This is a genomic window from Streptomyces sp. CA-210063, assembly GCF_024612015.1.
GTDB lineage: Bacteria > Actinomycetota > Actinomycetes > Streptomycetales > Streptomycetaceae > Streptomyces.
This window is the reverse complement of record NZ_CP102512.1, coordinates 10,766,470-10,780,108: the sequence shown is the minus strand read 5'-3', so window position 1 is coordinate 10,780,108 and position 13,639 is coordinate 10,766,470. Positions and strand designations below refer to the sequence as shown.

Sequence of the window (13,639 nt, the reverse complement as noted above, 5' to 3'; positions counted from 1 at the left end):
TTGATCTTGTCGAAGCCGGCCCCACTTGAACACAAATCGGACGCCACCCGACTACGCCGAAGCTCTGGGTGGCGGTGGCCCGGTCGGCGTCCTGAATGACCGGAGGAGGCACCGTCGGGATCTTTCGGATCGCCTCGACTCCCACACGATGCGTATGGATGAGCTGAACCGATTACCTCGCGAAGGTGGTTTGGCCGGTGCCGGCGTTGGTCCGAGCAGTACGGCCCCGACGTACCGGCGGGAGCGAAGGGTGCAGGAGCCTGGCAGCTATCGCCCGGGGCACGCTTGTTCGGTCAGCAGCTCCAGGGGTGTGAGGTGAATGCGGTCGGGACGACCGGCGAAGATGTAGAACAGCGATTCGGGGACGTAGCCCGGCCTGCGGAACCAGTTACGTACGCGGTCGCCCTGGCCCTGCTCGTCGGCGATCTCGCCCAGGACACGTTCGGTGTCTTCGTAGACGTGTGGCGGACGGATTCGGCCGACGGCCCGGCTGCTCATGAACTCGACAAGGACAGGCCGGCCATTGATGGTGGTGCTGGTGCCCCATGCCCTGAGGCTGGGGCTTCCGTCGATGATGTCGTTGACCGCGTTCGACGTCTGCACGTGATGCCACACGTCCAGGATGGTGGAGAACTGTCCGGGCTTCGTGTTCTCTTTGGCGAGATACACCATGAAGCGGACCATCAGCATGGCGTTACGTCTGACGTCGACTGGGACTTGTGTGCCGAGTACCGCCAGGGCGCCTTCCCGTAGCAGGAGATCGGTGATGGCCACGGTGCCGGAGCCGCGGGGGGCGACGTGGCAGGCGCTGAGGATAACCACCGGCGGCATACGGTCCAGGCCGAGGTCCAGGTGTGGCGCGTCACCAACCACAAGCGCGGCCATGTTGCCGACCATCGTTCCGTGCGCGCTGATGATGAGGATGTCGGGGCGGTGTTCGGCCACGGATTGCCGGAGAGCTTCAAGGGTGAGGGTCTCGGCTTGGATGATGGTGAGTGTGACCGAGTCGGGTGCGACGGTCTCGCGGGCAATGTCCCATCCCTGTCTCGACATCCGTCCGACCGGGTCGCTGACAGGGATGCACTCGGCCACCAGGACTTTGATGCTGCGGTCCAGGCTCATGGCCGGTGGGGCGGACAGCTGCTGCTGCACCATCCTGGTCAATGGCTGCAAGGGCCTGTACATGACGGGCAGGCGTGCGCACAGCGGGGCGCTGTCTCCGGGCATGGTCAGCAGGCCGAGAGGAAAGTCGGAGAACACCGTCAGGTACGAGGCTCGCTGGATGGCGGCCTTCAGTTCTTTGCTCCATAGCGGCTGGGCCGCGTCATTGAGCCGGGTGAGCAGACGTCTCACGGCGGCGCTGCTGTGGGGGGTGTGGAAATGCCGTTCGAGTTCGGCAAGAGTGATGAAAGCGTCCGGGGGCATGGTGGGCAGCATGAGGCCCAGTCCGCTGCTCGCGACGGACTGGTGCGTCACTGCGAATTCGATGGCTGCTCGTTCGACCATGTGATCGGGGCGTTCGTGGAGCGTGACCGACCATGTGTCGTTCGGGTTGACGGCGGACTGGGGTCCCGTCCGGCGCCGTAGCTCACTGTCGTAGGCGATGCGGGCGTAGGCCGGTGCCGTACCCGGCAGGGCCAGTGCAACTGGTACCCGCAGTCGGGTTGCTTCTTCCTCGAATGTCTGGCGGAAGCGTCGGTCAGCCTCGTCGTGGGATGCCCCCTCCCGTTCCAGGCGCGTCAAAGCGGCCAAGAAGGTCTGGCCACGGAGGGCCTGCGCGAATGCTTCGCTCGCGCTCGTGTCCTGGACGACCGACTCTGCAGTTGGCCATCCCATCTGTCGGGCCAGCCTGCGGTGAGGCAGGGTGAGGGGGGCCAGATCCAGGCGGTGAGTGAGGGGCACCTCCCCCGTCAGCCTCGGCAGATCGGGGATGAAGTGCTCGTGAACGGCCTTCCACTGAGCGGTGAGGGTGGCGTCGGACAGCTGGGAGTAGGGAGTCGTAGGCAGCGCGAATCCCAGTGTCGAGGCCCGCTGCCGGGCTTCGTCCAGCAGTTCGTCCGGGCAGATGGTGACCACGGGATGGTGGTACTGCAGATGACGACCGAGTACGTCCTCGTCGAAGCAGTCGATCGGCACCAGCAGGATGTTGTGCTCAAGGCTCAGGTTCTGGGCTGCCTTGAGCATCCAGATATCGACGTCGATGAGGTCCGAGAGCGCGGCGGGTAGGTGCAGGCAGTACCAGAGCCCGGGCAGCGCGGTGGCCACCGTTTTGGCCAGACCGTGGGGGACGGTCGACTCCACAGCCTCCGGGCGCTCAAACAGAACGGGTGCGTAGGCTGACTGGTCCTGAGCCCGGCCCTCCGCGGCTCCCGGAGTGAACGGGACCACGTACAACGGCGGCTTCTCGAACGGTGACGACATCGTCAGGGAACCTCGCTGCTGCAGGCGCTGATCTCCTCAACCAGCTCCTGCAAGCCCGGTTCCGCCGGAATTCCGGCAGGCTCAGGCATCGACTGGTTTGCAGGCCGGACTGCCGCGTAGGCGCCCTCCGGCCATCGGTTCGGGCGGAGCAGTGCGGGACGGAAGCGGTCTTCCAGGTGAGCGAGGGCTGCGGCGGTGGCTTGCAGCGCCGAGGGGGCGGGGCCGTCGGCGAACACGTCGAGGATTGCCCAGGGCAGGGTGAATCGCCACCTGGGTCGTGGCTTCTCGTCGTCCATGGTGCCGCCCATTCTGACGTACGCCTTCCGACACCGGCCGCGGTGATGTTCACGGGCACCGAGAAGGCCGCGCGTCCCAGCGGTGGGTCTTCCAGGAGCGGCGGATGAGGCCGCGGACGGTGATGATCGTGTCGGCGAGGTCGAAGAGGGCGTTAAGTCCGATCTTCCTCGGTTCGTGATCGCTCGATCGTGGTACTGATCGCCGTACGAGCCGACCGTTCGCCATGCGCATGCTGGGATGCGGGCATGGATCGAAGACCGTATCCGAGCGACTTATCGGACGAGCACTGGGTGTTGATCGAGCCGATGATCACGGCCTGGAAGCAGGACCGGGTGAGACGGTCGGCGACCGGAGACCCCGGGACCCGCGATCTCCGGGAGGTCGTGAACGCGATCTTCTACCAGAACCGGACCGGCTGTCAGTGGCGCTACCTGCCCCATGACCTTCCCGCCTGGTCGGCGGTGTTCTACTACTTCACGCTCTGGCGCGAGGACGGCCTTGACCAGCGGATCCAGGAACTCCTGCGCTGTCAGGTACGGGAGAAGGCCCGCCGATTAGAGGACCCGTCCCTCGTGATCATCGACACCCAGTCCGTGCGTGCGGCCGCGGGTGTCCCGAAGACCACGACGGGACTGGATGTGAACAAGAGGACGCCGGGGCGCAAGCGGGGACTGGCCGTCGACGTGCTGGGCCTGATCATCGGCGTCGTCGTCCTGGCCGCCTCCGCCCACGGCAACGCCGCCGGCACCGCCCTGCTCGATCTGGCGGCCGAACGGTGCGGGAACCGTCTCGAGAAGGCCCTCGTGGACCAGGGCTTCAAGGACGAAGTCATCATCCACGGCGCACTGCTGGACATCACCGTCGAGGTCGTCCGCCGCAACCCGGCCGACCAGGGCAAAGGCTTCGTCCCACAACCGAAGCGGTGGGTGGTCGAGCAGGTCAACGGCACCCTGATGCTGCACCGGCGCCTGGCTCGCGAGTACGACCACCGGCCCGACACCTCCGCCTCGTGCGTCTACTGGGCCGCCACCGCGAACATGTCCCGTCGCCTCACCGCACCCAGCCCGGCCTGGCGCGACACCCTCCGAGCGGCCTCGTGAACATCACCGAGCTCCTGACCGATCTCCAGGCCCGCCACGACGACGCCGCTGCCCGGGCTGATGAACTCCGCAGACAAATAGAGGACTTGACCGGCGCACTCACCGAGACCGAAGCGCATCTCGCGGACCTGGCCACCACTCGAAAGATCATCGCCGAACTCGCGCCGACCGGCGAAGGAGGCGAGCACGGTCCGCCCGAACAGGCCACCACCTACCAGGCCATCGTGAACGCCTTCAACCAGCACCCCGACCAGGCATTCCGGGTCCGAGAACTCCACGAACTCCTCGGCATGCCCACCGACGACCCGGCCATGAACGTCACCCGCAGCCGCCTCGCGACGACATCGAAGTGACACTGGCCGCCGCGGGTCACTGGTTGCAGACACGCTCTTGATCCCGAGCGACCAGTACCCAGGGGGCTCCGCGACACCGCCGACATCACGAATTCAAGTTCAGTATTGATCCGAAACGCTTTGTGTTCGCGCTCGTTGGTGGTGTGTGAGTGATCTGGTGGGGGATGCGCGGGCCTGGTCGCCGGACGCACAGGAGGCTGTACGTCTGCTGGCGGTGTCCGCGCTGGTGGACGGTCGGGACCGGTCGGAGGTTGCGGCCCTGTTCAGAGTGTCGGTCAGGGCCGTGGACAACTGGTGGGCGAGGTGGCAGGCGGGTGGCCGAGACGCGCTGATGTCCCGCCCGCGGGGCCGGCGCGCGGGTGCGAGGCCGCGGCGGCGCACATCGACAGCCAGGCCGGTCACGCGCGCGGGCGCCGGGTCATCGTCGTCTGAGCCGTCTCCCGCGCGTCGGCACGGCGTCGCCGGGCGAAGACCCTTACTCGGAACGCGAGTTGCCCGGCCCCAGCGGCACAAGCACCCTCACGGCCGTAGGATCCGTACGCTCCTCGCACCGGCGAGGACCGTACGAGGGGGAAGCCGGATGGTCGGCATGCTGACGATGACTCACCCGAGGCGACAGGAGGGGGTCACTCCCGAGCCGGTCGCCCGCAAGATCAACCTCTTTGTCAAGCCGGGACCGTCCTGGACGGTCGGCCACGTGGAACGGGAGCTGCCGCCGGGGGGCGTGCCCGCCTATCTCGCGGCCCGGGGCAGCGGCGCACGCTCCTTCGTCCTGTGGGCGGACGAGTACCGCGGGGCGCGGGTCGCCACCGTGGTGACCGCCTCCTGCGCGAAGGGCGTCTCGGTCTATCAAGTACTCGGCGCGCAGGGTGAGCTCCTCTGCACCGTCGTACGCGAGAAGGCGTTCAGGAGGGGGCTGCGTACCCGGTGGACGGTGAGCCGGCCCGGCGCACCCGACGCGGTGGGATACAAGGGCCGGATCGTCTGGTGGTGCGTGTGGTGGCTGTTCTCGCCCCTGCTGCCGTTCCTCTTCGTGGCGGCCGTGCTGGGCGGGGGCGGCGACCTTCCTCGTGGACCGGGCCGCATCATCTGGCGCGAGGGCGGCCGGGTGCCACTGGAATTCAAGGCGCACGGAAACCAGGTGCATCTTGAAGAAGCGTTCCTGGACCCGCGGTCAGGCGCCGCCGTACTGGCCCTGGTCCGTTCCTTCGACGGCATGCTGAACGCGTGGGACCGGGGGAAGATCTGACGGCCGCCCGCAGGAGGCGCGGTCTCGGTCGTCGGCCAGCACCACGCACGACTCCGGCGGCAGGTGCAGCACCCCGTCGCCGCCCGGGGCCTCGGCCGGCTCCCAGGCGGCCAGCACCCTCCCCCCGCCGGCCCGGTGCCGGCCGGCGCCCAGCGGGATGGCGGCGGGCTTCCCGGAAAGGTTGACCGCGACCCGCAGATCGCCGCGCTTCGCGCTGCTTCAGAAGAACGTCTTCGACCGCCGTACCTGGGCCACCCGCCAGGAACTGCGGATCGCGATCGTCACCTGGATCGAGCGCACCTACCACCGACGCCGGCGTCAGAGACGCCTGGCCCGATTGACCCCCGTCGAGTACGAGACCATCATGACCCCAGCCGCAGCCCTGGCTGCATAAACCCCGCTGTCACCCACCCCTGCAGCAGTCCCCTTTCTCTAGCAGATGCATGGTTCAGCACGGTTCGATGCAGGTCCGGCCTCATCGCTGACAGTCGCAGCGAGAAGGGCAGCCGCTGGGGCGGGCGACCGGAAAAATCGCGTGACCCTGCCCATGGCACCGGCGACACTCACGCCATGACGGGTACTGCACGGCCCCAGCTGCTTCGACCGCGTGCCCTCAGGCCCGGAGACCTCGTAGTCATCGCCGCGCTGTCCGGCCCGCTGCCGACCGCCTACGAGCCCAACGTTCAGCGAACGGTGGAACTGTTCGAGCGAATAGGTTTCCGCGTGCGGCGGGCTCCGCTGCTCGAATTAGGACGGCACCATTGGTGGAGCGCGGCCACGCCGGCCGAGATCGCCGCAGAACTCAACGGACTTCTGCGTGATCCCGAGGTGCGCGCGATTATCGCGAGTGACGGCGGCCAGACGGCGCTCGGCTACCTCGACCTCATCGACGTCGACGCGATCAAGACCGACCCCAAGCCGATCCTCGGCTACAGCGACATCTCGCTGCTGCACCTGGTGCTCCATGGGCGCACGGGCCTGGTCGGGTTCCACGCCGACATGGCCGTCCCCGGCTTCGGCGGCCAGTGGCCGTCCGCGCCCACGGCGCGCCAGGCGGAACTCGAGCAGCTCTACTGCAGGCTGCTGACCGGTACCGCGGCGATCGGGGCGCTGCCGGCGAGCCCGTCGTGGGAATGCTGGCGTCCAGGTCGCGCCGAAGGGCCGCTGATCGGCGGGGTGATCAACCGCATCGTGCTGGCGCAGGCGACACCCTTCGCGCTGCCGCTGGAGCGGTTCGACGGTGCCGTGCTGTTCTGGGAGGAGATGGGCGGCCTGGCCTCGTACGTGTGGAGCTATCTGCAGGTGATGCGGCACTGCGGCATCCTCGACCGGATCTCCGGCATGGTCGTGGGCGTGCCGCGTGAGATCGGCGGACTTGAGCCCGGCGCGTCCCCATCCCTGCGCGAGATCGTCCTCGACGTCCTCGGCGACCGTGACATCCCGGTCCTGGGCAACGTCGAGTTCGGGCATGCCGGCCCGAACCTGCCGATGCCGGTCGGCATCCGTGCCGGCCTCGATGCGCAACGGCGGACGTTGTCGCTACTCGAACCGACGGTAGGACCTCTCGCGATGACGGGACCGGTGAGCTGAGCGACGCGGAACAGTCAGCCGATGGCCCCGGCAGCACCCCTGGGGCCGATTCACGCTTTGGTGACTGCCGCTATGAGTCGCTCGTTCGGCCTGTGGGAGGGGCCATGAACACCTGGCGGCTCGTGTTGATCTAGAGGCCCACCTCCCGACCTCAGGGATCACCAACCCGGTGAACGTACGCGGTCACAGCACTGGCGTCGTGTACTGGACATATCGAACAAATAGGCAATTATTCGGCCACTGAGCGCGCGGCGGGTGCGCTGATCACGCCGCCGCGATCAGCGCCATGCCGCTATTGATCAAAAACTCATGGGGTCCACTCGTCGATGACGTAGCGGACGTGTCGGCCGCCGAAGTATCCACGCACAATGTGAGGTTGGCGTTGTCGACGGTGGAAGAACCGCCGGGTTTCGGAGGCGAGTTCAGTCTGGTTCCTGGCCCGGTGGGTGTGAGGCAGGCTGCGTTTGAGGTCGGCGTTGACCAGCTCGTCCGGGTTGAGTTCGGGTGAGTACGAGGGCAGGAAGTTCAGTTCGACCTGGTCCTTGTGGTCGGCGAGCCACGCCCGGACGGCCTTCGAGCGGTGGGCCGAGTGCCGGTCCACGACCAGGTGGACCTTGCGGTCGAAGTGGCCGACGAGCCTGGCCAGGAAGCGGCACATGACCGTCGCGTCGAACGACTCGGTGAAGACCATGAAGTGCATCCGCCCTTTGGTGCTGATCGCGGACATCGCGTTCACCGAGAACCGGTTCCCGGTGCGGTGCACGACCGGCGTCGCGCCTTTGGCCCCCCAGGTCCGGCCGGTGACCTGGTCCGACCGGATGCCGACCTGGTCGGCAAACAGGACTTCACCGTTGTCCGCCTTCGCTCTGGCCCGGATCGCCGGCCAGGTCTCCTCGTGCCAGATCCGGACCGCCTCCGGGTCCTGCTCGACGGCCCGCTTGTCCGGCCGCTGGAACGTCAGTCCCCACCGCTTGAGGTACTTGCCCACTCCCGGCTCGGTGAAGCGGACCCGGTACAGCGTGAAGATCAGTTCGCCTATCAGCCCTCGCGTCCACAGCTGACCGGAAAGACCCAGTTCAGATGGAGTGTGGTCCACGACGGCCTGCCGGAGAGCGGCCTGCTCAGCCTCGGACAGAACCTGATGTTCACCCGCGCGCCGGCCCCGCGGGCGGGACATCAGCGCGTCTCGGCCACCCGCCTGCCACCTCGCCCACCAGTTGTCCACGGCCCTGACCGACACTCTGAACAGGGCCGCAACCTCCGACCGGTCCCGGCCGTCCACCAGCGCGGACACCGCCAGCAGACGTACAGCCTCCTGTGCGTCCGGCGACCAGGCCCGCGCATCCCCCACCAGATCACTCACACACCACCAACGAGCGCGAACACAAAGCGTTTCGGATCAAATAGCGCCCGCACGGTGCTCCATCCACTCCATCGCCGTCTGGGCATTCAAACCGCGGGCTTCACCGCCATCGACCTCGCCTCCACCCATTCGATGGCCGAAGGCCTGCACTCAGCCATCATCCGCGCGACCATTTCACCCGCGGCGTTCGCGTTGCGGAATACGACGAGTGGGTGAAGACTGGATTTGTGTGGGCTCTGCATTGTTTGAGCTCCAGATCTTCTCTGAGGACCGCCCGAAAAAGGCCGGATCCGTAACGGACGACGCAGCACAACGCACAGCGCATCTGGAGTCACCATGGCCAGAACCGCCCGGCGTCACGTCTTCCACATGGTCAACGCGTCCCTCTTGACTGCGGCGCTCACATTGCCAACGGGCCCGATAGGGGTTGCGGCAGCATCTCAAGCCGACGACGAGAGCCCTACTGAAGTACTCGCGCTAAAATCTCCCTCGCCGACACCTACGCCTACTTCGACTGATACGCCGGCTCCAACTGATGCGCCGACTACGGACACACCGGCTCCAACTGATACGCCGACGTCTTCGACGCCTCCTCCATCCACACCGAGCGAAACGTCGCCCCCTGCCGACCCCACGGATTCCGAGCCGGCGTCCGAACCCACGGCGGAGCAGAACAAGGAAATTGAAGACCTAACGAAAAGTCTGAAGGAGGAGCAGGGAGAAGTCCCCGAAGAGCTCACCCCGGCCGTGGAGAAATTGACTGCCACCCTGCAAGCGGTCCAAGACCCGGAGACGTCGCTCCAGGACAGGCAAGGGGTCATCGAAAGCGCGAATAACCTGATCTCGACGCTGGCGGTCATCAGCGACGACAGCACTCCTCGCGAGCTGCAGGAACAATTGACCGTGCTCGTGGAGCAGGTGACCGCAACTCTGGAGGTGGGCCACGACCTGAGTGTGCCGCCCGAGGACCGATCCAGGCTCCTCCTGGCTGTGAAGCGGACGACATCCGCCCTCGACATGATCTGCGCCCCCGAGACGCCAGAGGAGTTGCGCGAGCAGCTGATCAGCATCGTGGAGGACGGGAACTACGTCTTGGAGAAGAGCCAGGGCGCGCAGGACATAGGTCCGCAGGTGATGTGGGCGAGCACCTCGATGGACTGGGTCCTCGACTCGGACACACCTCAGGAGACGCGGGACAGACTCGCGAACGAGACACGTCACGTCAATCGCCTGCTGAGGAAGATGAGCGACCCCAGGACGTCACCCGAGGACCGAGCCGAAGCCCGGGAAGAGATGAAAGAGCGGACCGCTCGGATGAAGGATGAGCAGGAGGAAGCCGCCTCGGCCCAGGACCAGCCGGACGATCCCCTCGGCAAGGCGGCCGAAGTGTGCACGAACGCCGTATTCGAGTCCGTGTCAGAGGATGCCCTCACCGAGGAGCTGGAAGACCTGGTTCCCACGAGGTGGGACAGCGAAGGGGTCAAGGACTTCTGGAAGGCCGAGGAAGAGCAAAACGACTTGCTCGACGTCCTCGCCCAGTTGCAGAACGACGAGCACACCCACGCCCCCTTTGAAGTTGCGCCCCTCATCACAGACCTCGCCGAACTGGTACCGGGGAACGAACTGCTCGCGACCCTCGGAAAGCCGGCTCTCCATTGCAGGCAGGCAGCCGTATACCTGGACGAGGAGTTCGGGATCACAGCGGGTACCTGGCTCACAAAGGCAGGCTAGGGGAATGGCGCCGAAGCCGCCGTCAGCGATCGGCGGGTCTCAGCAACTTCGCGACGGGCACATCCACATGCGCGTTGACCCTCGCAGCCCCGTACCTGTCCAACTCCCTCTTCTCTTCCGAGTAAGAACCCTGCTCCTCCTCAAAACGAAACGACGAAATTGAGGAGATGGGCCGGACTCCGGGTTGCCAGATCGCCGTCACATAGCGCGGTTTTCGTGTCACGTTGATGAGATTATTGTTGTGCCATACCCTCCCGTGATATATGAGCTGCTGCCCGCACCCCTCCTCCGGAGCACAGTAGTACTGCTCGTCGTTCTTACTCCATGAATAATGAACGGTACTGAACTCCTCCACATCAAGCTTCCCTCGATCCTTCCTCATATATGAGACCTGCACGTTGACACTTACGATGTCGTACAGGGCGTCCTCAGGGAGTTGGAACACGCGCTCAAGAGCATATTCCTGCCCGACTTCGAGCCAGTTTCCGGGGCCGTAGAAATGCCCGCTACTTATTGCGGCATATGTGAGATGGTCGACATATAGTTCCGCCTCCCCCACGGGATCGCCCCGCTCACCCGCGCTCTCCCTCCACTCCTTTACCAAGTCCCTGTTCCTGGGGTGTTCGGAGTACTCGGCACCTCTGCCGTGGACCGTGTAGATATCATTGATGATGTAGACGGGGATCTCACCCGTATTCTTCATGTAAAGCATCAGCGGGACGTGAACAAACGGCAGCCCACGGTCCGGCCGCGCCGTCCCGAATTTCGCCCGTACCGTAAAGTGCATGGGTGCTGCCGCGGGCTGGTACACGGTTGAATACGCCAGGCTGACACCGGTCAGAAGTGCGGTGGCGAGCACTCCGGCCGCAAATCTCTTGGGCTGCGGGACTCCCTGCCACGATTTTTCACGCACAAGAAGAGCGAGCGCCCACAGGGACCAGCACCAGAGGGGCATGAACACCAACAGATGGGGCGTGTACTCCATCTCTTCCAGCCACATGAACAGCAGAAGGCTGTCCGTGGTCAGCGCAATCAGCACCCCAAGCAGGACGACCGCCCCGGAGATCTTGAACTGCCGTCGCCCCCAGTAGTCGAGCACCACGACTGCTGCCGCACCCTGGACCAGACCGGACAGAACGAAAAGAGCCCCGGTGATCCGTTGCGCGAAAGTCAGCGCTCCGGAGGCATCCGGCCATCCGATAACCGCATTGAGCACCATGGAAGCCAGCAGTCCGGCCATCATGAGCATCGTGGTCGCGTGCCTTCTCCATGCACGGTCAGGCCATTTCTTGCTGTCCCCGCCCCGCCAGCATATGGATGCCGGATCCTCCAGATCCATGTTCATGGGGTAACCGTGCCGGCCGAGGATTTTCCGCAGTTCACCCAATGACCAGGCACTACCTACCGTCTCGCTGCCTATCATGATCCGGCGAAGCCCACGACTGTCCGGTGCCTCGACGATGACCCATGGACGGATGCTCATGGGATCAGGTTCACACCGGAAGCAGCACCACGCATGCGGCGCTGCCCCGTTTGGCCTGCACCCGGACGAGGAGCGTCCTGGACGTCATTGAGCTTCTTCGAGCTGGCCACCGATCAGGTGACGGCTGACGAAGCGCAACGAGCGAGGCCCTCGAGCTGTTGATCGAGATGTCTGACGTCTCAACCACGTTGCACGGGGGCCTCGTTGGTCATCTGTCCTGCCGCACTCGACCTGTCGCATGCGCTCGTGGAGTGGGTGACGATGTTGATCGTCACCCGTGAGGGCGACCGGCGCTGCAAGCTCCGCCCGTCTCAACGCGCGATGGTGGCACTGGTGTACCTGCGCGAACACACCACCCTGGCGAAGATCGCTGCCGGGTTCGGGATCAGCGAATCCACCGCCCACGCCTACACCGGGGCAGTCATCCACCTGCTCGCCGAACGCGCGCCCGGCCTGCTGAGGGTCCTGCGCGAGGCCGATGCGGACTTCGTCCTGCTGGACGGCACACTCGCCGAGTGCGACCGGGTCGGCGACGGACGGGCCGACTCTTCCCACAAGCACCGCCGGCATGGGGTGAACGTGCAGGTAGTCACCGATCCAGGCGGCCGGCTGCTGTGGCTTTCACCCGCGTTGCCGGGCCGAGCTCACGACCTCACCGCAGCCCGCACCCACCAGATCATCCGCATCTGCGAGCGCCAGGGCGTCCCCATCCTGGCCGACCTCGCCTACCAGGGCGCCGGCCCCTGGGTGACCACGGCCATCAAACGCAGACCCCTGCAGGAGCTCAGCTTGACTCTGTCGGGGATCTTGGAGTTTCCCGGTGCGGCAGCAAGATCGACGGGCATGCTCGGGTAGTTTCGCCGACCGATACAGCTCTCGAGGTGCTCGTTGTCCCTTCGTCCCCGTTCCGGTGAGCAGGTCCCGTCTCTGACTGCGCAGGTTGCGCGGGCGAGCAACCCGGACGGCACGACGGCGATATGGGTACGTGACCGCCTCGATGGGCTGTGGTGCGACGAGGACTTCGCCGACTGGTACCCGCGAGACGGGCGTCCGGGTCTCTCACCTGCGCAACTGGCCACCGTCTGTGTGCTGCAGTTCCTGCTCGGCCTGTCCGACCGGCAGGCCGCCGAGTCGGTCCGCTGCCGCATGGACTTCAAGTACGCCATGGCCATGGAGCTGGACGACCCCGGTTTCCACCACAGCGTGCTGGCCGACTTCCGAGACCGTCTCGCCGAAGACGACCGCGCCGACCGCCTCCTCGACCTCGCACTGGCCCGCCTCAAGGAGGCCGGCCTGGTGCGCGAGCGCACCACGCAGCGCACCGACTCCACCCACGTCCTGGCCTCGGTGCGCGACCTGACCCGCCTGGAGATGGTCACCGAGGCGGTCCGCGCCGCACTCGAAGAAGTCGCCGGCACATCCCCGCACCTGCTGGACGAGCTGGTCGATGAGGACTGGGGGCTCCGCTACGGCCGGCCGGTCCGCCTGGGCAAGAACCCCACCAAGCCCAAGACCAGGATTCTTGCCACCGGAAACGACGCCGTCCGACTCCTGGAACACCTCTACCGGCACGGAGCAGACCGCACATCCGGTCCTCGTATCCGGCCCTGCGCCAGATCATGGTGCAGAACTACCACCGCGACGCCGCAAACACCTGCGCTGGCGCACCGCCGAGAAGGAAGGCGGACCCGGACTGCCGCCCTCGTCCCGGGCGGTCGTCTCGCCCTACGACACCTCGGCCCGCTACGCACGGCACGGACACATCATCAGCTGGAAGGGGTTCACCGCCCACCTGACCGAGACCTGCGCTCCCGACGGCCCCAACGTGATCACCGACGTGGCCACCACCGCGGCCACCACCCACGACAGCAAGGTCCTGCCCGGCATCCACACCCGCCTCTCCCGCCGCGGACTGCTGCCCGCCGAGCACCTGGTCGACGCCGGCTACACCTCCCTGCCCCACCTGGAACAGGCCACCCGCGAATACCAGGTCACCGTCTCCGGGCCGCTGAAGAGCAACCCCACCCGCCAACACCGCCGAAATGAGGGCTT

The 13,639-nt window shown here is 66.1% G+C and carries 10 protein-coding genes and 4 pseudogenes; 9 read left to right on the top strand and 5 right to left on the bottom strand.

The annotated features are described in order from the left end of the window. Window positions 1–267 precede the first annotated feature (267 nt). Both JIX56_RS47195 and JIX56_RS47190 read right to left on the bottom strand, forming a co-directional pair. Complete coding sequence (locus JIX56_RS47195) at window positions 268–2,421, bottom strand: CHAT domain-containing protein (RefSeq protein WP_257550585.1); 2,154 nt, start codon at window positions 2,419–2,421, stop codon at window positions 268–270. 2 nt (window positions 2,422–2,423) lie between these two features. Further along, window positions 2,424–2,717, bottom strand: coding sequence for a hypothetical protein (locus JIX56_RS47190; protein ID WP_257550583.1), 294 nt, complete (start codon window positions 2,715–2,717; stop codon window positions 2,424–2,426). A gap of 246 nt (window positions 2,718–2,963) precedes the next feature. Here JIX56_RS47190 and JIX56_RS47180 point away from each other — a divergent pair, with 246 nt between their 5' ends. The 4 genes and pseudogenes from JIX56_RS47180 to JIX56_RS47165 all read left to right on the top strand — a co-directional run bounded on the left by JIX56_RS47180 (window position 2,964) and on the right by JIX56_RS47165 (window position 5,420). Further along, window positions 2,964–3,818: an IS5 family transposase gene (locus tag JIX56_RS47180; protein WP_257550581.1), complete on the top strand. Its 855-nt coding sequence runs from the start codon at window positions 2,964–2,966 to the stop codon at window positions 3,816–3,818. Next, complete coding sequence (locus tag JIX56_RS47175; protein WP_257550579.1) at window positions 3,815–4,171, top strand: hypothetical protein; 357 nt, start codon at window positions 3,815–3,817, stop codon at window positions 4,169–4,171. Before JIX56_RS47180 ends, JIX56_RS47175 begins: the two co-directional genes overlap by 4 nt. A 145-nt stretch (window positions 4,172–4,316) precedes the next feature. Beyond that, window positions 4,317–4,469 (top strand): annotated as a pseudogene (locus JIX56_RS47790) (IS630 family transposase); the annotation flags it as partial. Window positions 4,470–4,760: 291 nt separating this feature from the next. Further along, entirely contained in the window at window positions 4,761–5,420 is a 660-nt protein-coding gene (locus JIX56_RS47165; RefSeq protein WP_257551534.1) for a hypothetical protein, read from the top strand. 27 nt (window positions 5,421–5,447) lie between these two features. On the opposite strand, the pseudogene JIX56_RS47160 reads toward JIX56_RS47165, so the two are convergent. Next, a pseudogene (locus JIX56_RS47160) lies at window positions 5,448–5,630 on the bottom strand (DUF3459 domain-containing protein); the annotation flags it as partial. On the opposite strand from JIX56_RS47160, the pseudogene JIX56_RS47155 reads away from it, so the two are divergent. Both JIX56_RS47155 and JIX56_RS47150 read left to right on the top strand, forming a co-directional pair. Beyond that, a pseudogene (locus tag JIX56_RS47155) lies at window positions 5,629–5,814 on the top strand (IS3 family transposase); the annotation flags it as partial. The pseudogenes JIX56_RS47160 and JIX56_RS47155 sit on opposite strands and share 2 nt — an antisense overlap. A 176-nt stretch (window positions 5,815–5,990) precedes the next feature. Further along, window positions 5,991–7,010, top strand: coding sequence for a S66 peptidase family protein (locus tag JIX56_RS47150; RefSeq protein ID WP_257550577.1), 1,020 nt, complete (start codon window positions 5,991–5,993; stop codon window positions 7,008–7,010). A 307-nt stretch (window positions 7,011–7,317) separates the two neighbouring features. Here the strand turns inward: JIX56_RS47150 and JIX56_RS47145 are convergent, their stop codons facing one another. Continuing rightward, window positions 7,318–8,373 carry an IS630 family transposase gene (locus JIX56_RS47145; RefSeq protein ID WP_257550575.1) on the bottom strand — a complete coding sequence of 352 codons (1,056 nt, stop codon included), beginning with the start codon at window positions 8,371–8,373 and terminating at the stop codon, window positions 7,318–7,320. Between the two features lie 336 nt (window positions 8,374–8,709). Here JIX56_RS47145 and JIX56_RS47140 point away from each other — a divergent pair, with 336 nt between their 5' ends. Further along, window positions 8,710–10,104, top strand: coding sequence for a hypothetical protein (locus tag JIX56_RS47140; RefSeq protein WP_257550573.1), 1,395 nt, complete (start codon window positions 8,710–8,712; stop codon window positions 10,102–10,104). 22 nt (window positions 10,105–10,126) lie between these two features. Here JIX56_RS47140 and JIX56_RS47135 read toward each other — a convergent pair whose 3' ends face one another. Beyond that, a complete protein-coding gene (locus tag JIX56_RS47135) occupies window positions 10,127–11,587 on the bottom strand; it encodes a Yip1 family protein (RefSeq protein WP_257550571.1) in 1,461 nt (486 codons plus the stop codon). 204 nt (window positions 11,588–11,791) lie between these two features. Between JIX56_RS47135 and JIX56_RS47130 the strand changes: the two are divergent. Both JIX56_RS47130 and JIX56_RS47125 read left to right on the top strand, forming a co-directional pair. Continuing rightward, a pseudogene (locus JIX56_RS47130) lies at window positions 11,792–12,382 on the top strand (transposase family protein); the annotation flags it as partial. Window positions 12,383–12,673: 291 nt separating this feature from the next. Then, the gene (locus tag JIX56_RS47125) at window positions 12,674–13,633 is read left to right on the top strand and encodes a transposase (RefSeq protein WP_257551532.1); all 960 of its coding nucleotides are present in this window, start codon (window positions 12,674–12,676) and stop codon (window positions 13,631–13,633) included. The last annotated feature ends 6 nt before the right edge of the window (window positions 13,634–13,639 follow it).

Bases quoted from the DNA above. Each gene is read 5' to 3' on its own strand.
- JIX56_RS47195 (WP_257550585.1), bottom strand. From the start codon at position 2,421: ATGTCGTCACCGTTCGAGAAGCCGCCGTTGTACGTGGTCCCGTTCACT.
- JIX56_RS47190 (WP_257550583.1), bottom strand. From the start codon at position 2,717: ATGGACGACGAGAAGCCACGACCCAGGTGGCGATTCACCCTGCCCTGG.
- JIX56_RS47180 (WP_257550581.1), top strand. From the start codon at position 2,964: ATGGATCGAAGACCGTATCCGAGCGACTTATCGGACGAGCACTGGGTG.
- JIX56_RS47165 (WP_257551534.1), top strand. From the start codon at position 4,761: ATGCTGACGATGACTCACCCGAGGCGACAGGAGGGGGTCACTCCCGAG.
- JIX56_RS47150 (WP_257550577.1), top strand. From the start codon at position 5,991: ATGACGGGTACTGCACGGCCCCAGCTGCTTCGACCGCGTGCCCTCAGG.
- JIX56_RS47140 (WP_257550573.1), top strand. From the start codon at position 8,710: ATGGCCAGAACCGCCCGGCGTCACGTCTTCCACATGGTCAACGCGTCC.
- JIX56_RS47135 (WP_257550571.1), bottom strand. From the start codon at position 11,587: ATGAGCATCCGTCCATGGGTCATCGTCGAGGCACCGGACAGTCGTGGG.